General features: G+C 70.3%; 13 protein-coding genes and 1 pseudogene. 1 reads left to right on the top strand and 13 read right to left on the bottom strand.

Annotated features, from left to right (window positions below; genetic code table 11):
- A pseudogene (locus ACWGI8_RS05465) lies at positions 1-442 on the top strand (NAD-dependent epimerase); the annotation flags it as partial.
- An 81-nt stretch (positions 443-523) separates the two neighbouring features.
- Here ACWGI8_RS05465 and ACWGI8_RS05470 read toward each other — a convergent pair.
- From ACWGI8_RS05470 to ACWGI8_RS05530, 13 genes are read right to left on the bottom strand one after another with little or no spacing between them, the layout of a single operon-like run.
- Positions 524-2071 carry an amino acid adenylation domain-containing protein gene (locus ACWGI8_RS05470; RefSeq protein ID WP_453658790.1) on the bottom strand — a complete coding sequence of 516 codons (1548 nt, stop codon included), beginning with the start codon at positions 2069-2071 and terminating at the stop codon, positions 524-526.
- 20 nt (positions 2072-2091) lie between these two features.
- Complete coding sequence (locus ACWGI8_RS05475; protein ID WP_453658791.1) at positions 2092-3105, bottom strand: ketoacyl-ACP synthase III family protein; 1014 nt, start codon at positions 3103-3105, stop codon at positions 2092-2094.
- A 20-nt stretch (positions 3106-3125) separates the two neighbouring features.
- Complete coding sequence (locus ACWGI8_RS05480; RefSeq protein ID WP_453658792.1) at positions 3126-5597, bottom strand: non-ribosomal peptide synthetase; 2472 nt, start codon at positions 5595-5597, stop codon at positions 3126-3128.
- On the bottom strand, positions 5594-6973 hold the full coding sequence (locus ACWGI8_RS05485) for a serine hydroxymethyltransferase (protein WP_453658793.1): 1380 nt from the start codon (positions 6971-6973) through the stop codon (positions 5594-5596). The genes ACWGI8_RS05480 and ACWGI8_RS05485 overlap by 4 nt, the downstream gene beginning before the upstream one ends.
- Entirely contained in the window at positions 6970-7656 is a 687-nt protein-coding gene (locus ACWGI8_RS05490) for a thioesterase II family protein (protein ID WP_453658794.1), read from the bottom strand. The genes ACWGI8_RS05485 and ACWGI8_RS05490 overlap by 4 nt, the downstream gene beginning before the upstream one ends.
- Positions 7653-8912: a condensation domain-containing protein gene (locus tag ACWGI8_RS05495; protein WP_453658795.1), complete on the bottom strand. Its 1260-nt coding sequence runs from the start codon at positions 8910-8912 to the stop codon at positions 7653-7655. Before ACWGI8_RS05495 ends, ACWGI8_RS05490 begins: the two co-directional genes overlap by 4 nt.
- Positions 8912-9748 carry an SDR family oxidoreductase gene (locus ACWGI8_RS05500; RefSeq protein ID WP_453658802.1) on the bottom strand — a complete coding sequence of 279 codons (837 nt, stop codon included), beginning with the start codon at positions 9746-9748 and terminating at the stop codon, positions 8912-8914. Before ACWGI8_RS05500 ends, ACWGI8_RS05495 begins: the two co-directional genes overlap by 1 nt.
- A 1-nt stretch (position 9749) precedes the next feature.
- Complete coding sequence (locus tag ACWGI8_RS05505; RefSeq protein WP_453658796.1) at positions 9750-11051, bottom strand: MFS transporter; 1302 nt, start codon at positions 11049-11051, stop codon at positions 9750-9752.
- Entirely contained in the window at positions 11048-12829 is a 1782-nt protein-coding gene (locus tag ACWGI8_RS05510) for a condensation domain-containing protein (RefSeq protein WP_453658797.1), read from the bottom strand. Before ACWGI8_RS05510 ends, ACWGI8_RS05505 begins: the two co-directional genes overlap by 4 nt.
- A complete protein-coding gene (locus ACWGI8_RS05515; RefSeq protein ID WP_453658798.1) occupies positions 12826-13944 on the bottom strand; it encodes a MupA/Atu3671 family FMN-dependent luciferase-like monooxygenase in 1119 nt (372 codons plus the stop codon). The genes ACWGI8_RS05510 and ACWGI8_RS05515 overlap by 4 nt, the downstream gene beginning before the upstream one ends.
- A complete protein-coding gene (locus ACWGI8_RS05520; RefSeq protein ID WP_453658799.1) occupies positions 13941-16976 on the bottom strand; it encodes a type I polyketide synthase in 3036 nt (1011 codons plus the stop codon). The genes ACWGI8_RS05515 and ACWGI8_RS05520 overlap by 4 nt, the downstream gene beginning before the upstream one ends.
- The gene (locus ACWGI8_RS05525; protein WP_453658800.1) at positions 16973-20167 is read right to left on the bottom strand and encodes a non-ribosomal peptide synthetase; all 3195 of its coding nucleotides are present in this window, start codon (positions 20165-20167) and stop codon (positions 16973-16975) included. Before ACWGI8_RS05525 ends, ACWGI8_RS05520 begins: the two co-directional genes overlap by 4 nt.
- Positions 20164-20337: an acyl carrier protein gene (locus tag ACWGI8_RS05530; protein WP_453658803.1), complete on the bottom strand. Its 174-nt coding sequence runs from the start codon at positions 20335-20337 to the stop codon at positions 20164-20166. Before ACWGI8_RS05530 ends, ACWGI8_RS05525 begins: the two co-directional genes overlap by 4 nt.
- Positions 20338-20340 lie beyond the last annotated feature (3 nt).

The raw sequence follows: 20340 nt of genomic DNA on the forward strand, positions 1-20340 counted from the left end.
CCGCGACATCGCCAACTTCGTTCTCGACCGGCTCGCCGAGGGAGGCACCGGCCGCTACCTGGCCACCGGCGTCCGCGACAACACCACCATGGGCGAGCTGCTCCGCGCCTGTGTCGACGCCACCGGTGCCGACACCGAACTCGTCTGGGCCGACGAGCAGTTCCTGCAGGATCACGACGTGGCCCCGTGGACCGAAGTGCCGCTATGGGCGCCGGACATTCCCGAGGTCTCCGGCACCTGGACCGCTTCCTCAGCCAAGGCGCTGGCGGCCGGTCTGCGTTGCCGCCCGGTCGCCGAGACCGTGGCGGACACCTGGCGAGCACTCAACGACGGTGGCTGTCCGCGGCCCAAGTACCTTCAGGGCAAGATGCCCGTCGGCTTGGACAAGGACAAGCACGACGCGGTCCTCGCCGCGTGGGACGCCCGCGGATCGCGGGCCTGAGCCGCCACCATGCCCCGGCCCCCCGTCCCGTGAGACGGGCAGGGAGCCGGGCGCGGAGGAGGTGCCCCTCCGTGCCCTCGGTCAGCCGAGCTCGAGCAGCAGCCGTTGACGGTCGGTCTTTCCGTTGCCGTTCAGCGGGATCTCGGTCACGTGCCGGTAGCGGCGCGGGACCATCTGGCGCGGCAGGCGCTCTCGGAGTCGCCGGGACAGCTCCTGCGCGGGCAACGGGGTGCCCCGGTAGACAGCGACGAGCTCGACTTCTCCCGACCTCCGGTCGGCGAGGACGACCGCCTGTTCGACTTCCGGCAGCCGGGTCAGTGCGGCCTCGATCTCACCCAGTTCCATGCGGTGACCGGCGATCTTCACCTGGTCGTCCAGCCGTCCCAGGTGCACCAGCTCACCGCTGGTCCAGCGGACCTGGTCGCCCGTGCGGTACCAGTGGTCCGCGGTGACGACAGGCTCATCGACCGGCGCCGCTGCCGCGCTCCCGACCGGCGTGGAGACGAACCGTCCCAGGTTCTGAGTGGCGTCGAGGTATCCGTCGAAGCGCTGGGGGCCCCGCAGACAGAGCTCCCCTTCATCAGCCGGAAAGCCCTCCTCGTCCAGGATCAGGATCTCCACCCCGGGGTACGGCCGGCCGATCGGCGTGCCGTCGTTGGGCGTGGCGATCCTGTCGTCGGGATCGGCCGGCACGGGGTAGGTGGTGCACATGATCGCCACCTCGGTGGGCCCGTAGGCGGTGTGGATCAGGCTGTTCGGCGCCACGCGGTACCACTGGGCGCACAGCTGTGCCGGTACGCGCTCGCCACCCAGGATGGTGTGCCGCAGACCGGTGGCCCGGCCCTCGGGGAGATGTCCCAGTCCCTGGGCGATGGCGATGACGGAGGGCACCGAGTTCCAGTGAGTGATCTCGCGGTCCACGATGTAGTCCACGGGGCGGTGCAGGTCCCGACGTCCGGGCACCACCAGGGTCGCGCCCGTCCCCCAGGCGCAGAACATGTCGCACACCGACGCGTCGAACGTCATACCGATGACCTGGGACAGACGGCTCCCGGGGCCCACCTCGTACGCGGCGATCCAGGACTCCAGGAACGGCGAGATGTTGCGGTTCCTGATCGGAACTCCCTTGGGGGTCCCGGTGGACCCCGAGGTGAACATGATGTACGCAATGTCATCCGGGTTCGCCGGCGACGAGGGAGCCGGCCGGCCCGTGCTCTCGTGGAAGTCGCCGAGGGCGTCCAAGGCCACGACGGGCGCCTTGAGCCCCGCGTCGACGAGGGTGGCGGCGGAGGTGACGTCCGATGCCACGACGAGGTCGACCTCGGCCAATTCGCACATGTCCACGCTCCGGCGTACCGGATGATCGGGGCTGAGCGGCACAATGGCGGCTCCCAGTGCCAGCACGCCGAGATATGCGGCGAAGACATCCGGGGTACGTGCGGTCATCAGGGCCACCCGGCGCGGTGTCGTTCCTTGTACCGCCGCGATCCAGGCCGCCGCCGACAGGGCGGCCGCCCGGAGTTCGCCGTAGGTGATGCTGTGGTCCGGGAAGTCGAGCGCGGGGCGGTCCGGGTACCGTCGGGCGGAGTCGTCGAACCATGCGTAGAGCGAGCGCGTTTGTGTCGGCATGCGATGTTCCTCGGCCATGATCAGACGATCTCCAGTACGGCACAAGCCCAGCTGAACCCGATACCGCTCCCGACCAGCAGCACACGCTCGCCCGAGCGGAGGGAACCGGTCTCCACCAGATGGTGCAGACCTCCGAACTGGTCGCCCCCACCGATGTGGCCCACCGTGGAGCCCCATTCCTGCGTCGTCCGCTCAACGTCGACACCCAGGACGTCCAGGTACTGCCACTGCAACAGGGCGCGGCCCACATTGGGCAGCACGATCCTCGACACCTCGTCGAGCGTCACGCCCGCGTCGTCCAAGGCCGCTTTGACCACGTTGCGCAGTCCCGCGTTCTCGCGCAGGGCGATGTCCTCGACCCCGACCCGGGCGACATAGCCACTCTTGCGCGCCCGCAGGTCGATCGGCAGCCGCGCGTACGGCCGGTCACTGAAGCCGTCCGAACCACGGTAAAGCTCTTCCAGCGACGGATCGGAATCCAGCGCTGTCGCGAGCACCCGGGCGAAGCCGTGCGCCCGGGAGGCAACGACAGCAGAACCTCCGTCCGCGAACACGAACCACTTCTCGCTGCGGTACCGGTCGTACGCCGGCTCGGTGAAGCCGTCCGCGGTCGTGACGAGCGCGGCACGAGCCGTGGGATCGGCGTACAGGTGGGACAGGGCGAGGGTGAGTCCGGCCAGCCCTCCGACGGAGGCGTGATTGATCTGGAACGCGGGTGCCCGCCCGCCCGTCCCCAAGACCTGGCCCTGGATGTAGGTGGCGGGCGTCCAGTGATCCGCCCCTTGGTGATGGAGGCAGGAGTGCACGGACATCGCGATGTCCTCAGGGGTGTGCCCCGAGCGCTCCATGGCGACGCGTGCCGCTCGCACGGCCATGTCGGCCGCGGCCATACCGTCCGAAACGGCAATGGAGGAATAGCCGTTGACCTCGCATTCGTCCGCGTCATAGCGGCCCTCGGCGACGGCCGTCAGGGCCTGCTCCCGCGCGGGGAGGTGAAGGCCCGTGCCGGCGATGTACATATCGGCCCAGCGCATGGTGCCGTCCCTTTCTCGGTTCAGTTCCCGGATGCAGTCGGCGAAGCCGCGTCGGGCCCGGTCCCCGCGGAGGCCGGCGCCTTCGCGATCGTCTCCCGCAGGTGGCCGGCCAGCTCCCGCAACGTCGGCTTGCGGTACATGTCCGCCCACTTCAGCGCGGGATGGATGCGCATCATGGTGCGCAGGGCCTTCATCGAGTCGCCGCCCAGGGCGAAGAAGTCGTCCCCGAGGCGAACCTGGGTGATCCCCAGGACGTCCTTCCACACGGCGGCGACGTGCTCCTCCCAGGAACCGGGCGCGAGCGCCTCCTGTGTCTCGGCGTCCTCCGTCTGATCGCAGGCCTGCTCCGGCTTCGGAAGTGCCTTGCGATCCACCTTCCCGTTCGGTGTCAGAGGCAGGGCCGACAGCGCCAGCACCGTCGCCGGCACCATGTAAGGCGGCAGCTTCGCGGCCAGGTGCTCGCGCAGGGCGTCCACGTCGATGTCGGTGGCCGCGTCCGGAGCCAGAACCACGTATCCCACCAGGCGCGGGTCGCCCACAGCGTCCGGATGCGCCACGACGACGGCGTCCTTGACGCCCGCCACCTGACAGAGCCCCGCCTCGATCTCCCCCAGCTCGACCCTCAACCCGTGGATCTTGACCTGGAAGTCGGCACGCCCGATGAGCTCGATCAACCCGTCGGGTCCGAAACGGGCCAGATCTCCTGTCCGGTAGAGGCGCTCGTCGGACACCGGCCCGTAGGACCACTGAGAGAACCGTTCGGCGGTGCGCTCGGGCTGGTCCAGATAGCCACGGGCCAGCCCGGTTCCGGCCAGATACAGCTCACCGGTCACACCCGGCGGGACGGGCTGGAGGTGCGAGTCCAGCACGTAGGTACGCTGATTGGCCATCGGCCGACCGTAGGGGATGCTCGTCCACTGCCCGGAGACCGCAGAAACCTCGAAGACCGTGGAGTGGACGGACGCCTCGGTGGCACCGCCGAGCACGATGAACCGCAGCGCCGAGGTGACCGCCCTGACCCGGTCCGGCAGAGAGACGGGCACCCAGTCACCGCCGAGCATCACGAGCCGCAGCCGGTCCAGGACGGTGTCGGTGCTGTCCAGATGGTCCATGAGCAGTTCGAGGAGGGCCGGGGCGGAGTTCCACACCGTGACCCCGTGCCGGACCGCCAGCTCCGCCCAGTGCCGAGGGTCCTTGGCCCGGTCCGGCGAGGGAACGACCACGGTGCCGCCCGCCGCGGTGGTGCCGAGGAACTCGACGACGGACATGTCGAAGCTGGGCGACGAAAGGGCCAGGACCGTGTCGTGCACCCCTATCTCGAAGCGCGCGTTGAGGTCCATCAGGTTGTTGACCACACCCCGGTGCCGCAGCGCGATCGGCTTCGGCACTCCCGTGGACCCGGAGGTGTAGATGACGTAACACAGGTCCTCCGGGCCCGTGTCGGTGTGCGGCGGATGCACGGGCCGGGCGCCGATGGCACGCGCGTCCTCGTCCAGCAGTACCAGACGGCTCCCCTCCGTGCCGACGGGCAGGTTGGCCGTGAGATCGCCCCGGCTGACCAGTACCGTGCAGGCAGCGTCACGGACCATGGTCGACAGCCGCTCGGCCGGGTAGGCCGGGTCGAGCGGCACATAAGCGCCACCCGCCTTGAGGATCGCGAGCACGGTGACGAGCAGGTCGGCGGAACGCTCCAGACACATGCCCACGCGCGCATCCCTGCCGACGCCCAGGCCGCGCAGGTGGTGGGCGAGCCGATTGGCTCGCTGGTCGGCCTGCGCGTAGGTGAGGCTCTCACCGTCCTGGATCACCGCGACGGCCTCGGGCCTGCGCGCGGCCTGCTCCTCGAATGCGCGGTGCAGGCAGGCGTCGGCGTACGGCAGGCTGGTCGCCGTGTCGTTCCACTCCACCAGCGTCCGGTGTGCGTCGCCCCCCGAAAGCAGACGCAACCGGGAGACCGGGCACTGTGCCGAGGTTGCGGCATCGGACAGCAGGGTCTCCAGGCAGCGCAGGAGCAGGTCCGCGGTGGCCGATTCGAACAAGTGCGGGTCGTAGTGGAGTTCCAGCCGCCGGCCGCCCGCGTCGGGCGGGAACACCACCAGTTCCGCCTCGCGTGGCTGGCCACTCCCCCGGGCTTCGGCTTCGACGAAGCACACGCCGACACCGCCCGACACCGACACCTCGAACCTGGCAGCGGTCTCGGCACGCGTCACCGCCGACAGGGTCTCCTCGCCCGTGAACGAGAAGCCGCTGAGATGTGTGCCGTGCGCGGCCTGTACGGAGAGCACGAACTCGTCCTGCTGCGAGAAGCGGTGCAACACCACCGCGAATCCGGCCAGGAGAAGCCCCTTCGCCTCATCGGCGGCGAGAGGGCTTCCCAGGGCGAGCGCCGGGTCCGCGGCCGGCGGGAGGGTCCGAGCCGTCATCGCGGTGCAGACCGGTGCGCGGACGCCGCGGGGCCGGTCGGTCGGAAGCTGGACGATGGTCGTCGTCAAGGCCTTTCTCCACCCTCTGTAGTGTCGTCGCCGAGATAGTGAGGCAGCGGGAATCGCGCGCACAGCTCTTCCACCTCGGTGCGCACCCGAGCGCTCAGGCCGGGGGCGAGGCGATACGTGGTGTCGTCCACGGCGGTCGTCGCCGCCAGCACCGTGTGCAACAGCCGCGCGCAGTCGCGCATCTCGGCCGCGCCCAGACCCCGTTGGGCCAGAATGTTGGTGCCCAGCCGAAGGCCACTGGCGACCAGCGGCGGCCGCAGATCCCCGTCGATCCGGTTGCGGTTGGCGAGGATGCCGCACTCCTCCAGTGCCCGTTCCGCGATCACCCCGCTCAGCCCCTGCTCACGCAGGTCCATCACGACCATGTGGTTGTCCGTGCCCCCGGTCAGGATGCGGTGGCCCAGCCGGGCCAGCTCCGCGGCGAGCTCCCGCGCGTTCCCCACGATCAGCCGCGCCGTCTCCTTGAAGGAAGGCGCGGAAGCCAGCTCGAACGCACGGGCCTTGGCCGCGATCGCCGCAGGGTTCGGGGTGCCCTGCGAGAGGGGGAAGACAGCGCGCTGCATCAGCCGGGACAGCGGGGTCCGCCCATCGGGACCCGGTGCGTCGTGCTCCTGGCCGATGAGGATCAGTCCGCCGCGCGGTCCACCGAGCTGCTTGTACGTGCTCGTCGTCGTCACATGGGCGACGTCGATCGGACTGGGGTGCTCGCCGGTGGCCACCAGTCCGGCGATGTGGGAGATGTCCGCAACCAGGTGGGCGCCGACCGCGTCCGCGATCTCCCGGAAGCGGACGAAGTCGAGCGTACGGGGGTGGGCGCTGGCACCGACGATGATCACCCCGGGCCGGTGCCTGAGCGCGAGCTCGGCCACCTGGTCGTGGTCGATACGCCCCTGTGGAGTCAGGCCGTAGTGGACCGCCCGGTAGTGACGACCCGTGATCGAGGCCGAGGACCCGTGCGTGAGATGACCGCCCGCGTCCAGCTCCAGGGCCAGCAGCGTCCCTCCGGGCGGCAGCAGAGCACCGAGTACGGCCACATTGGCCGAGGAGCACGAATGCGGCTGCACGTTGGCGTACCGAGCGTGGAAGAGGGCGGTCGCCCGCTCCACGGCCAGCCGCTCCACGCGGTCGAACCAGCTCGCGCCAGGGTGATATCGGTTACCCGGATAGCCTTCGGCCGTCACGTTGGACAGCGCGGCGGCCCCAGCGGCCAGCACGGACGGATCCGCTACGCTCGCCGACGCCACCATCGCCAAGGTCGAGTTCTGCGCCATCACATCGGCGTCCAGCAACCCCAGCAGCTCCGGATCCGCATGCCGCAGCAAGGCCGCGCCCCGGGCGAGAAGGCGGGCCTGGGCGCCGCTTCGCACCTCGATCACAGCACCCCCTCGATGATCCGCCACAGCTCGGGCACACAGCCGGAGACGTACATGTGCTCACCGGGCATCTCGATCGACTCGAACTTCTCCGAGGTGAAGGCCGACCAGTCGAGCCACTCGTCCTCGGGCACGGTCGTGTCGTCCGCGCCGCGGAGCACCGTCATGGGCACCGGAAGCGGCTCGAGCGTGGAGGGCACGTACGAACTCAGCAGCCGGATGTCGGCACGGATCGTCGGCAGCAGCAGCGCACGCAGCTCGGGGTGGTCCAATGCCTCCAGCCCCCCTCCGGAACCCCGCTTGAGATCGGCCACGGCTTCCTCGTCGTCGTCGCTGATCCACTGCGGACCGCGCCGCCGGGGGCTGACGGAGCCACTGAGGACCAGATGCCGGGGCAGCGGTCCGCCCGACACCAGCAGGTGATGGGTCGCCTCATAGGCCAGAACGGCTCCGAAGCTGTGGCCGAACAGGACGTACGGGTCCTTCCCCGCCGCCGCGTGGATCCGTTCGGCCGTACCGGCGGCGGCCTCGGCGAACGTCGAGTAGTGCGGCGAGGTGAACTCCTCCTCCCGGCCCGGCAGTTGGATGGCTCGCAGCCGCAGGGACTCGCTCTCGAACCGCTGCCAGGACCGGTAGGTTCCGGCGCCGGCACCGGCGTGAGGCAGCGTCAGCAGTCGTGTGGTCATGAGGTTCCTTCGACAGTGGCAAGTTCTTCGAGCAGTCGCCCGTAGCGACTCAGCACGCGCTCCAGGCGAGCGGCCCAAGGCCCTTCGGCGGGCGCCTGCACCGTCACTTCCAGCGTGCTCTCAGCGGTCTCGGCGACCTGCATCTGAAGCTCCGCGGCGCAGCCCAGGGGGCGCACCGGTACGGTCCACACGCGAACGGGACCGGCCGCATGCTCCGCTCGCTGCCAGTTCTGGAAGGCGAAGAGCGTCTGGAAGAGGGGCAGCCGCCGACCGGGCCGACTGCGGCACTCCCGCACGATTTCGTCGGTGGCCAGGGCCGCGTGGGCGATGCCGCTGATCGCCGCGTCCCACACCCGGTCCACGGCATCAGGCTCGCCCAGCCCACGGAGCCGGACCGGCACCGTGTTGATCAGACAGCCCACCTCGTCCGCGTTCTCCGCGGATCGCAGGGCCACGGCTGTGCCGACGCAGAAGTCGTCAGCCCCCGTCTCCCCGGCCAGCAACCGGCCGTACGCCGTGAGCAGCACCGCGTAGGGAGAACAGGCATGGAACCGGGCCCGGTCGCGCACGGCCGTCCACAGGGCGGCAGGCCATGTCGCCCGGCGCTCGGTGATCGCGGCCCGGACGATGTCCCGCTGGGTCAGCACCGGCCCGTCGGCCGGCAGATCAGGGACACCTTCGAGAGCGGAACGCCAGTAGGCGGCCAGTTCCTCCCTCTGTGCCGCCTCCAGGACAACAGGGTCTGCTCGATGCCGCACGGCCAGGTCGGGTACGGCATCGCCGAGCGCCTGTGCGTAGGCGTGGGCCAGGTCGGCGGCGAAGGTCTCCATCGACAGGCCGTCGAAAGCGATGTGATGGAACCCCAGATAGAGCTCAGCGCCACAGGGGTCGATCGTCACGGCGGCGCGATGGACACGCCCGGCGGCGATGTCGAAGCTGTCCGGGGCCAGCAACTGGTCGGCGGCCTCGGTGAACCCGGTGCCCTGCGGCAGTACCTCCAGATCAGAGGTCGTGGGTGCGGCCAGGACCTTGCGGACCACCTGTCCGTCGGACAGGACGAAGGCGGTTCGCAGCGCCTCGTGCCGCCCGTGGACCGCGACCAGCGCCCGGCGCAGCATGTCCAACTCGACCGGACCCTCGAGCCGGATGTGTCCGACAGCACGGTGCGCGACGGCGCCCGGAGCGATCTGCTCGGCGACCCAGAACTGCCGTTCCCCGGCCGAGGCAGGCCGCTGCACGATGTGAAAGTCGTCCATCAGCGCACCGTGTATCCGGCGTCGACGGTCACCGTGCTCCCGGTGACGTGCCGTGCTTCGTCGGAGGCCAGCCAGACCACCGCGGCCGCCACGTCGGCCGGGTCGACCAGGGTGTTCATCGGCTGCTGCTCGGTGAAGAGCGCCTCGTGCCCTTCGGCGGGCACATCGAGCGCCCGGGCCACTTCGGACAACATGCGCCCCTCTACTCCGGGTTCGTCGCGAACGTTGCCGGGGCAGACGGCATTCACTCTCACACCCCATGAGGCGTAGTCGAGGGCAGTCGCCTTGGTCAGCCCGATCAGGCCGTGCTTCGCCGCCACATAGCCCGCGAAGTTGCGGTAGCCGACCAGTCCGGCGGTGGAGGCGATGTTGACGATGCTTCCGTAGCGCCGTTCCACCATCCCCGGCGCGAAAAGGTGTGTCATCCGCCAGGCTCCGCTCAGGTCGATGTCGAGCATCGTGAGCCAGTCCTGTTCCGTCGTGAGATGCGCGGGACGCCCCGAGGGAGCGACGACTCCGGCGTTGTTCACCAGGACGTCGACCCTGCCGAAGTGATCCAGGGCCCGGTCGCGCACGGACGCCAGCGCGTCCAGATCGCGCACGTCCGCGCTCTGTGCCACAACGTCGGCCCCGTGGGCGCGGGCTTGTGCCGTTGTGTGCAGCAACTGGCTCTCGTTGCCCAGTGGGTAGGGCACGCCGGGGATGTCACCGGGGGCGTCGATCAGCACGAGATCGGCCCCCTCGGCCGCCAGGCGCACGGCGCAGGAGCGCCCCACACCGCGCGCGGCCCCCGTGACCACCGCCACGAGGCCCTCCATCCGGCCATTGCGGACCATGTCAGTCACGGACCGTCTCCTTCACCGGTGTCTCCGGGGCGGCGGACGATGCCGGAGGGTTGTCCATGTCCTTCAGCGCCGCCAGCCGCGAGGAGATCAGCACCAGGACCAGATAGGCGCAGCCGAAACCGATCAGGGTGTTCCGCAGACCGGCGAGGTCCACCGACCAGCCGGCCACCAGGATCCCGAGCGGGGCGGCGCTCATCGCGGCAGCCCCGCTCAGCGCGAAGATGCGGCCGGTGAGTTCTGCGGGAACCCTTTCGAACATCACGGTCATCAGCACCGGATTGAGCGGACCGGCGGCCAGCCCGAGACCGAAGGAGATGAGCATCATGAGCAAGGGCCCCGGCTCGGCGGCGACGCACAGCCGCAGGACACCGATGACGGCGAAGCAGCCCAGCAGCGTCCACCGGCGGCTGGTGAGCAGCTTCTTGCTGGCCGGACCGTACAGGAACGTGCCCGCCACGGCGCCACAACCCGATGCAGCGAGCAGCCAGCCCAGGTACTGACCACCGCCGAGCACGTGCTCGCTGTAGACCGGAAGCAGCACCGGGGTGAAGGCGTCGTCGAGGAAGTTGGTGACGACCACGAAACCGGTCATGGCCGCGATCACGGGAATCTTCCGGGTCGCCGTCAGTCCGTCGGACAGTTGCCGGAAGAAGGCGGGGCGCTCGGAGGCGGGGGCTGTCTCACCGCGCGGCACCCCGATCTTGATGAGCAGAGCGGCCACGAAGAACGAGGCGGAGTCGACGTACATGCCGACGACCGGTCCCGTGGTGGCGATGAGCAGGCCGGCCAGAGGCGCACCGACGAGCAGTCCCAGACGGGGCGCGCCCTGGATCCACGAGTTGGCGCTCTCCAATCGGACCCCGGCCTGCTCGGCAAGGGGCTTGACCAGAGTCATACGGGCGGCCGAGGCGGGGGTGGCGACCATGCTGCGGCCGAAGAGCAACAGCATCAAGGCGGGAAGGGGCAGCCCGAGTGTGTCGTTGAGAAGGGGAACGACACCGATCAGCACACCGGCCAGAAGGTCGGAGACCACGCTCATGCGCTGTCCGCCGATGCGGTCGATCCAAACGCCGCCGACAGCCCCCGCGAACACCAGGGGCAGGGCGTTGGCGAACCCCGCCAGGCCCGTGGACACGGAGCTGCCGGTCTGGCCGAACACGTACAGCGGGACCGTCACCACGGTCACGGCGTTGCCGAACGCGGAGAGGTAGTGCGCGACCAGCAGAAGGACGAGAGGCCGCCGCCGGACAGTGGCGGCCGGCAGCGGATGGCCGTCCTGCTCCGTGGTTGTCATGGGTTCTCCTGTCGCACGCCACTGCCCTGTGAGAAGAGGCGCTCCAAGTAATCCGCGGACACATCGAGGCGTCCCGGCACGTGATCGTCGTTCCCCGCGGTGGGAAGGCGGGCGGACACCGGGGCGGTCTCAGGCAGGCCCTCGACGAGCTCGCCGAGCGTCGTCAGGCGGTGGATCCCGCCCTCGGGCGGGTGGCCCGCCTCGCGCAGCGCACGCGTGAGCCGGGCCGCCGCCAACGGGCTTCCCCCGCACCCCTCGAACGTGTCGTCCGGCTCCGCCCGGCGCACCCCCAGCGCCTCGCACCACAGGGCGGCCACCCGGTCCCGTTCACCAGCGGCGATCCTCGCGACCAGCGGGGTGTCGGGGGCCTTCGCGAACAGCTCGACCAGCTGGAGCAGACGCCGGGACAGCCGGGCGATGGTCGACGCCTCGAACAGGGCGGTGCGGTACTCGATCCGCCCGAACATCACATCGCTCACCTGCCACCAGGCGATGGTCATGTCCATCGACGAGATGCCCTCGTTGACGGCGTTGGCATAGATACGGGCCCCCGGCACCGTGTAGAACACCGAGTCCTCCAGGTCCAGATGGACCAGCATGGTCTGCAGAAGGGGATAGCCCAGGTTCGAACGCTCCGGGGCGGCGGCCTTGACGATCTCCCCGAAGGGGACCTCATGGTGTCCGGCGATCGCCGAGCCCGCGGCCTGGGCAGCGGCCAGGATCCCGGCCGGGGTCGGCCGCTCGGGTATCCGCACCCGCAGGGGCAGGTTGGTCAGCAGGAAGCCGACAAGGTCCTGAACGGCCGGTTCCGACCTGGTCACGCTCGGTACCCCGACGATGATGTCGCGCTCGCCGGTCTCCTCGAACAGGAGCGTCGCGTAGACCCCGGCCATGGCGTTGGCCACCGTGCTGCGGGACTCCCTGGCCCGTGCGGCGAAAGCGGTGGCGACCTCGGGATCGAGCACGAAGTTGTACTGCCGCCCGCTGTGATCGGTGGTGTCCTGGGGGAAGTCGTAGGGCAACGGCAGCCGTTCAGGCACGCCGGCGAGGTGATCCCGCCAGAAGGCCCTGTGCCGATCGCCCTGCGGACCGGCGAAGATGTCACGCTGCCATTGCGCCCAGTCGCCGAACTGCACCGGCAGGTCCGGGACCTTCGGCTCGTCGCCCTCCTTGAATGCCCGGTAGAACTCCAGGAGTTCCTTGTTGAGCCGGACGTAGGACCATTGGTCGGTGAAGGAGTGCGGCATGGTCTGGACGACCTGATGGTCACCCCCCAGGTCGGCCACCCCGATCCGCAGCACCGGGTCCCGGCTCAGATCGAAGGGGATCTCCGCCTGTTCCTTGATGAACCGGTTGCGGCGGTCCTCGCGCTCCTCCTCGGGCCCCTCCGACAGGTCGGTGAAGGTCAGATCGGCTCCGCGCTCGGGATGCAGCCGCAGCACGGGCCGTCCCTGGTCCATCTCCACCGAGCTGTGCAGCAGCTCGTGCCGTGCCACCACAGCGTTCGCCGCACGAGTGAACGCCTCTCGGTCGAGCTCCCCGATGAAGCGGAGCCCGAAGCCGAGGGTGTAGGTGGTGGTTCCCGGATACAGCTGGTCGAGAACCCACAGACGTTCCTGGTCCATGCCCAGGGGGAAGGTGTCCCGGGGCCCGGGCCGCCGGCGCAGCGTGGGCTTGCCCTCGCGCCGGGCGGCCAGCTTCGCCGCCAGGGCGGCGCGCTGGTCGGGTGCCAGACGAGCGAGCCTGGCCTCGAGGGAGGCGGTGTCCGGTCCGGTCATCGGGTCTGCTCCACGGCGGAGAGGGCGAACAGTTCGGGCAGGGCGGCCAGGACGTCCTCGGCGGGCAACCCGAAGTCCACGAGATGACCGACCTCGTCAGCGCCGGCCTCCGCGATCCGCCGCAGGACGGATCGCGCCTTGGCCGGGGAGCCGAGCAGGGAGGAGCCGTTGAGGAAGTTGAGGTAGGCGCTCTCCAGGAGCACCTCGCTGTCCGCCTCCGTGGTGTCGGTCTGCCTGCGGAAGTCACGCAGGTAGGCGTGCATGGCGGGGCGCAGGAAGGACTCCAGGTCCTCGCGCGGGCTCACGTGCGAGTGCACCATCACCACGACGTCACCGGAGCCGGCGTGGCCGGCTTCCCGCCAGGCCCGGCGGTAGTGGCCGATGTTCTCCCGCAGGACTTCGAGCGGTCCGCCCAGCAGACCGGTCATGACTCCGTATCCAGCGCGTCCGGCCGCCTCGAAGGTCGTCGGTGAGCCGGCAGCGGTGAGCCACACCGGCAGCTCGGCCTGGACCGGTTCGGGACGGGTGCGCACCGCGACCTCACCGCCCGCGGTGGTCGGATGCTCCACCGCGTCTCCGCGCCAGTGCGCTCGCACCTGCTCGATGATGTGCAGCGTGGTGTCCCGGCGCTCGGTGTACGGCGTGCGGGCCAGGACGAAGTCGTCCGGGTGCCAGCCGCTGGCGAAGGAGACGCCGGCCCGGCCACCGGAGAGCTGGTCGACCATGGACCAGTCCTCGGTGATCCGCACGGGATGGTGCAGCGGGGCTGCGACGCTGCCGGCCCGGATGTGGATCCGTTCCGTCTGGGCGGCCACCGTGGCGGCCAGCACGGCGGGGTTGGGCGTGAGCCCCCCGAAGTCGACGAAGTGCCGCTCCGGCAGCCAGATCGCGTGCAGGCCTGCCCGGTCGGCCTGGGCCGACGCCTCACGAACGAACCGGTAGTACGCGTCCGGCCGCATGGCGCGGGCACTGGCGAAGAAGTACAGGCTGTGCCGGACCGGGGCCGCGCCGCCCTCCTGTGGGTCGTCCACGGCGGCCCGCTGGCGCATCTTGGTGTTGAGCAGACGGCGCTGCTCGGGAGAGAGCGCTGCCAGGCGCTCGGACAGGTCACTCACTGGTCGGCCTCGATTTCGCTCAGCAGTTGCAGCAGTTCGTCGTCGTTGCGCACCGCGAGGAGCTCCTCGATCCGGGCGGTGAACGCGCCGAGGTCGGAGTTCCCGTACAGGTCGGAGAGGCTGGCGTTGACGAGAAGCGCCTCGTTCACCTGGGTCAGGACATGCGCGGCCTGCAGCGAACTGCCGCCCAGGGTGAAGAAGTTGTCCTCTGCGCGGATCTCGGGCCCCCCGAACGCGGCCTGCCAGATCGCCTTGACGGTCTGTGCCACGTGGCCCGCGCCCGAGCTCACGTCGAGGTCCGCGCCACCCTCGGTGACGGGTGCCGCGAACGTCTCCGCCGACGCGGTGGCCATCGGCGCGGCGCAGGACGCAGCCGGGGCGGAGGGCACCTCGGCAGGTGCGTCGACCCAGTGCCGGGTGGCGGCGAACGGGTAGGAGGGCAGACGGACGGCGCGGCGCGGCTCCGGCACATCGATGTGCACCGGGCAGCCCACTTCCCACAAAGCGGCCAACGTGTCCTGGTACGCCAGGGCCTCGGGTCGAGTGCGCGAGCCCAGCAGGTCCGTGACCTGCGCGGCAACGCCCGACCTGCGCAGAACCTGCCGCAGCGGGTTGGTGGTCGCCGGGCCTCGATGCGCTCCCACCACGACACTCGGAGCAGCGGCGGCCAAGGTGTGGACCGCCTCGTCGAAGCGGACGGTACCGCGCAGTTGGCTGGCCCAGTACGCCGGATCGCACGCCTCCTCGGCGGAGAGCACATCCCCGGTGAGGTTGGACAGGACCGTCAGGTTCGGAGCGGAGAGCGACAGACCGGTGAGGAACTTCTCGAACGCGGTCGCAGCCTCGTCCATGGCCCGGCTGTGGAACGCGTGTGCGGTGGCAAGGCGCGTCGTGTTGACGCCCTCCTCACGGCACCGCCGCTCCACCTCGTCGATGGTGACGACGTCCGCACCGACGACGGTACTGTCCACCGCGTTGAGCGCGCAGATGTCGGCCGGCAGCCCGGAGATCAGCTGAAGGGCGGTGTCCTGCCCGGCGCCGATCGCGAGCATGGCGCCCCCGGGGGCTGCGCCCATCAGCGCCCCGCGCTGGATCACGGCGGCCGCCCCCTCCTCCAGCGTGAAGACCCCGGCGTAGGTGGCTGCCGTCAGTTCCCCCACGCTGTGCCCCAGGAGGATGCCGGGGCGGGCCCCGCGCCGGTCGAGCAGCCGCAGAGCGGACAGGCCCAGGGCGAACAGCAGCGGCTGGACCACCGCCGTGTCGAGCAGTCGAGCGTCATCCGGCGCCCAGTTCAGCGCGTCGCGCAGGTCGGGGCCGCCGGCCCGCAGAATCACCTGGTGCAGCTCGGCGAGGTCCTCGGCGAACCTCTCCTCGAAGCGCGCGAGTCCGGCGCCGACGCCCGCCAGTCGCGTGCCCTGGCCGGGCAGTACGACGGCGACCTGCGGGTCGGATCCGGCAGCCCGCGACCCACCCGTGGAACCCGGGTTCCGCAGCGCCTCCCCGAGCTCCGCACGAGCCTGCGCCTCGTCCTCGGGCAGTACCACGGCCCTGCGGTGCGCGAGTTGTCGCCGCCCGTGCCACAGGGTGCCAAGGACATCGGGCAGCTCCGTAGTGGCCCCCGGGCCCTCCAGCCATTCGGCCAGCGCCTGTGCCTTGTCGCGCAGCGCCCGGTCGGTCGCCGCCGAGAGCACCGCCACTCGATGCCCAGGGCCCTCGCCGGTGGCGGGCAGCGGCGTGGTGTCGGCAGGGCCGACCACCACGTGGGCGTTCGTCCCACCAAGGCCGAAAGAGCTCACAGCCGCGGCCCGCGGAGCCTTGTCGTCCCAGGCCTCGGCCCGCCTGGGCAGGCGGAAACGGGGCGAGCCCAGATCCACGTCCGGCCCGTCCCCCGGCTGGGCGGGGGTCGGCGGAAGGGTTCGGCTTTCCACCGCGAGTACGGTCTTGATCAGGCCGATCACTCCCGCGGCGGTGTCGCAGTGGCCCACGTTCGGCTTCACACTGCCCAGAGCCAACCGTTCGCCGGAGTCCTCCCCGTACACCTCTGCCAGAGCGGCGAGTTCGACCTGGTCGCCGAGCGCGGTGCCGGTGCCGTGGGTCTCGACGTAGCCGATGTCGCCGGGGTCCAGTCCAGCCGATTCGAGCGCCTCCCGGATGACCTCCGCCTGGCCAGTGGGGCTCGGTGCCGTCAGGCTCATCCGCAGCGCACCGTCGTTGTTCACCGCGCTGCCCAGGATGTACGCCCGGGGCCGGCCGAGCCCACCGGCAAGGGCGTCGTCGGCCCGGCGCAGCACCACCACTCCGGCGCCACTGGCGGGCACGGTGCCGTTGCTGTTCGCGGTGAAGCTGCGGCAGCGGCCGTCGGGGGAAACGATGCCGCCCTCGACGTAGGGGTAGGCGGGCCGTGCCGCCGGATGTACGGTGCAGGCACCTGCGATGGCGATGTCGCACTCGTAGGTGAGCAGGCTGCGCACGGCCTGGTGGACCGCCACCAGCGAGGTCGAGCACGCGCTCTGGACGGTCAGGCTGGGACCGGTGAAACCGAGGCGGTAGGACAGCGCGGCAGCGAGGTAGTCGCGAGAGTTGCCCAGCCGCAGCTGCTCCTCGCCCAGCCCGCGCACCACCGAGGCATCGTGGAGCAGATTGTCGTGGAGGTAGGCGTCGGGGCCGCTGCCCACGAACACGCCCACCTTGTCCCGGGAGCGGAGTGTATCGAGCCCGGCCGCCTCCAGAGCCTCCCAGCTCAGTTCCGCGAGCACCCGGTGCTGCGGATCGGTGGCCGCGGCGTGGGCGGGGAACATGCCGAACAGCTCCGCGTCGAACTCCTGGAAACGGTCGATCTGACCGGCGACGAGCCGCCCTTCCAGGGAGGTTTCGGCGAGTGCGGCGGGCAGCGTCACCCGCTCGGCGAGTAGATTCGCCCAGAATGTCTCAGTGTCGGAGGCGCCGGCCACCCGCAGAGCCATGCCCACCACGGCAACGGCGTTCTCCGGTACGGTGCCGTCGCCGCCTTCCAGGTCCAGCGCCGTTGTCATGGGTTGCTCCTCCGGTCGGTGAGAGCGTCGGCGAGGCGACGCGGGGTGGAGTTGCGCAAGATGCTCCGCAATTGGATTCCTGCGAAGCCCTGCTCCTTCAGGGCAGCGCTCAGCCTGACGGCGAGGAGCGAGTTGCCTCCGAGAGTGAAGAAGTTGTCGTCGACGCCGACGGGGACCTCCAGAACGCCCTGCCAGATCTGCGCGATCTGCAGCGCGAGCTGCGCGTCGTCGGGCGCGGCGGCCTGGGAGGCGGCGGCAGCGGTGGGCTCCCCGGTCCGCGGGGTGGGCGCTTGTGTGCGGGGTGCGGGCAGACGGCTCGGGTCGAGCTTGCCATTCGCCGTGAGCGGGAGTTCGGGAACCGACGTCAGTGTGGCCGGCACGAGGTGCGCGGGCAGACGGTCGGCAAGGTGGCGATGTATGTCGTCCACGGCGTCGCCGGGTGCGGACAGGACGACATAGGCGTCCACGCGTGCAGTCGCCGCGTCGCCCGGGCGCCGCACGACGGCCGCCGCCGCCCGCACGCGTGGGTCCGCCAGGAGGGTGCCGCGGATCTCACCGAGTTCGATGCGGTGGCCGCGGATCTTGACCTGGTCGTCGAGGCGGCCCAGGTGTTCCAGGCTTCCGTCGGGCAGGAACCGGCCCCGGTCGCCGCTGCGGTAGAGGCGTTCTTCGGGAGCGTCGGCCATCAGGCCCGTGACGAAACGTTCGGCGTCCAGTTCCGGGCGGTCCAGATAACCGGCGCTGACCCCTGCCCCGCCTACGTGGATCTCTCCCGCGACGCCGGGGGGCGTCAGTCGGCCGTGCGCGTCCAGGACGTACAACCGCCATCCGGGCAGGGGCCGTCCGACCGGGCAGCTGCCGCGCAGCGCGTCGGCGCGGGTCAGGTCGTACCAGGTGCAGTGCACGGTGGTTTCGGTGATGCCGTACATGTTCACCGGTCGGCAGCGGCTCTCCGGATACCGGTCGAACCAGGGCAGCAGCACCGCGGGATCGAGGCCCTCTCCACCGAAGATCAGGAGGCGTACCGCCAGGCCGCCGTCGGCGAAGGCATCGGCTGCCACCAGCTGGGTGAAGGCGGACGGAGTCTGGTTGAACACCGTGACCGACTCGGCCACCAGCATCCGGTGCAGTGCCTCCGGGTCACGGGAGACGGCGTGGGGCACGACGACGAGCCGGCCGCCGGTGAGCAGGCACCCCCAGATCTCCCAGACCGAGAAGTCGAAGGCGAAGGAGTGGAAATGTGTCCACACGTCCTGCGGTCCCAGCCCGAACTCCCGGACCGTGGCGGCCAGTAGGGACGCCACGTTGCGATGGGAGACCCGCACGCCCTTGGGGCTTCCCGTCGATCCCGAGGTGTGGATGATGTAGGCGATGGCGTCCGGCTGGATCTCAGGAAGCTCCGTGGGGGTGGACGCTCGCGCCGTGACGGGGACCGTGTACAGCGCCGGGATGTGCTCCAGGAGAGACGCGTCGCCGACCGCGATCCGCAGGGAGGTGTCCTCTGCGATGAAGGCAAGGCGTTCGGCGGGATAGTCGGGATCCAGTGGCACGTAGGCGGCACCGGACTTGAGCACGGCCAGCAGCGCGGTGACCTGATCGATGCCGCGTGGCAGGCACACGCCGACACGGTCGCCCGGAAGGACGCCCTGTTCGACCAGTGCACGGGCGAGACCGGTGGCACGGGCGTCCAGCTCGGCGTAGTCGATGCCCGTTGAGCCGTACGTGACGGCTGCGCGTCCCGGCGCTCGGCGCACCTGGGCGTCGAAGAGCGCGGGGAGCGTCATCGAGGCCGTCTCGACGCCCTCGGCGAACGTTCCCTGGCTGTGGCGCATCACCTGAGCCCTGTCGACCTGCGCCAGGGTCGTGACCTGGTCGAGGGAGCCTTCGGGCTCGTGGACGGCGAGGGCGTCGAGTGTGCTGCGGAACTGCCGGCCGAACATCTCGGCGGCGCCGGCATCGACGATCGCCCGCTGGTAGCGCAGTACGGCACGCAGGGAACCGTCAGCCTCTTCGTGCAGGTACAGGGCGAGGGGGAACTGGGCGGTGGTCGCCTCCGACACCGCCCGGGCCGGGTAGGCGGTGTGCGCGTCCTGGAGCGTCGGCATCGACGGCACGGGGACGACGACCATGCGAGGTCCGCTCGGAGCATCGGCGGGCAGCACGGCGGAGAGCGGGACGGCGGCGTCGCGGTACGCGCGCAGATTCCGCTGGTGGGTCTGGCGCAGGAAGGAGGCGACGGTCAGGTCGCCAGATGTCTCGACGGGGATGGGAACCGTCGAGTTGAAGTATCCGATGGTCGCACCGTGCCGGGGCGAGCGCCGTGACACCGTCGCCCCCAGTACCGGGCGGGCGGCTCCGCTGTTGCGGGCCAGCACCAGGCCGGCAGCGGCCAGGGCGAGGGAGTAGGGGGTGATGGACCGTTCCGAGGCGGCGGCACGGACGCGGCCCCATGCGGCGGGTTCCATACGCACGTCGACGCTGCCGCCCTCGGTGCTCACGTCGGCCGCCGATCGGCCCGGCTCACCGCGGGCCCAGGTCATGTCCGGCGCCCAATCGGCCGTTTCCAGTTCGGACTTGAGCTCGGTTACCCGGTCCGCTGCCGAGTGCAGCGCGACGTGAGCGTTCTCCGCCCAAGTGGCATACGACTCGTGCGGCTTGCTCGCGTCGAGGTCGAGGAGTTGAGCTCCCATCAGCTGCACCGATCCCTCATCGACCACCAAGTGGTGTGCCACGAACAGGAGATCGGCCGAACCGTCAGCATGGGGTAACAGCGCCACACGCAGCAAAGGACCGTGCAGGGGATCCAGCGGGCGTTCGCACAGATGCCTTATTCGTCGGCGAGCGGCGGGGCCGTCCGCAGGCAAGGGCAAAGTCAAATGGCGTATGCGCAGGGCCATTTGCGCGGGTTCCATGAACAAGCCTTCGGGTGTCTCGCGGACCCGGCACCCGAGAAGGGGATGCATTTCCAGCATCCGATCAAGATTCGACTGCAACCGGACCGGGTCTGCACCGCGCTCCAGTCGGAAGGCGAAGCAGACGTGATAAGTGGCGGCACTGTCCGCCGTACGGTCCGCCATGTACAGATCGGCCTGGTTGGGCGCGAGGCGCCCGTGGGCCCGGGGCGGCACCTGCTCGGCTGCGCGGGCCGGTGCGTGCGCGGCAGTCGTGTCGTGTACCGACACGGGGCTCATCGCCCCGACGGCGCGGACGCCAGGAGGCGGCTCAAGGCACCTGGGCTCTGCGCCTCCAGGACGTCGAGATAGTCGATTTCCTTACCGGTTTCCTCGAATATACGATTCACGATCTGCACGGCCCGGAAGGAGTCACCCCCATTGTCGAGGAATCCGCGATCGGAATCTATCTC

It is taken from the genome of Streptomyces sp. NPDC054841, from assembly GCF_053611045.1.

Excerpts from the sequence above, each read along its gene's own strand:
- ACWGI8_RS05490 (WP_453658794.1), bottom strand. The coding sequence starts at position 7,656 with ATGACCACACGACTGCTGACGCTGCCTCACGCCGGTGCCGGCGCCGGA.
- ACWGI8_RS05475 (WP_453658791.1), bottom strand. The coding sequence starts at position 3,105 with ATGCGCTGGGCCGATATGTACATCGCCGGCACGGGCCTTCACCTCCCC.
- ACWGI8_RS05500 (WP_453658802.1), bottom strand. The coding sequence starts at position 9,748 with ATGGTCCGCAATGGCCGGATGGAGGGCCTCGTGGCGGTGGTCACGGGG.
- ACWGI8_RS05510 (WP_453658797.1), bottom strand. The coding sequence starts at position 12,829 with ATGACCGGACCGGACACCGCCTCCCTCGAGGCCAGGCTCGCTCGTCTG.
- ACWGI8_RS05470 (WP_453658790.1), bottom strand. The coding sequence starts at position 2,071 with ATGCCGACACAAACGCGCTCGCTCTACGCATGGTTCGACGACTCCGCC.
- ACWGI8_RS05525 (WP_453658800.1), bottom strand. The coding sequence starts at position 20,167 with ATGAGCCCCGTGTCGGTACACGACACGACTGCCGCGCACGCACCGGCC.
- ACWGI8_RS05495 (WP_453658795.1), bottom strand. The coding sequence starts at position 8,912 with ATGGACGACTTTCACATCGTGCAGCGGCCTGCCTCGGCCGGGGAACGG.
- ACWGI8_RS05505 (WP_453658796.1), bottom strand. The coding sequence starts at position 11,051 with ATGACAACCACGGAGCAGGACGGCCATCCGCTGCCGGCCGCCACTGTC.
- ACWGI8_RS05520 (WP_453658799.1), bottom strand. The coding sequence starts at position 16,976 with ATGACAACGGCGCTGGACCTGGAAGGCGGCGACGGCACCGTACCGGAG.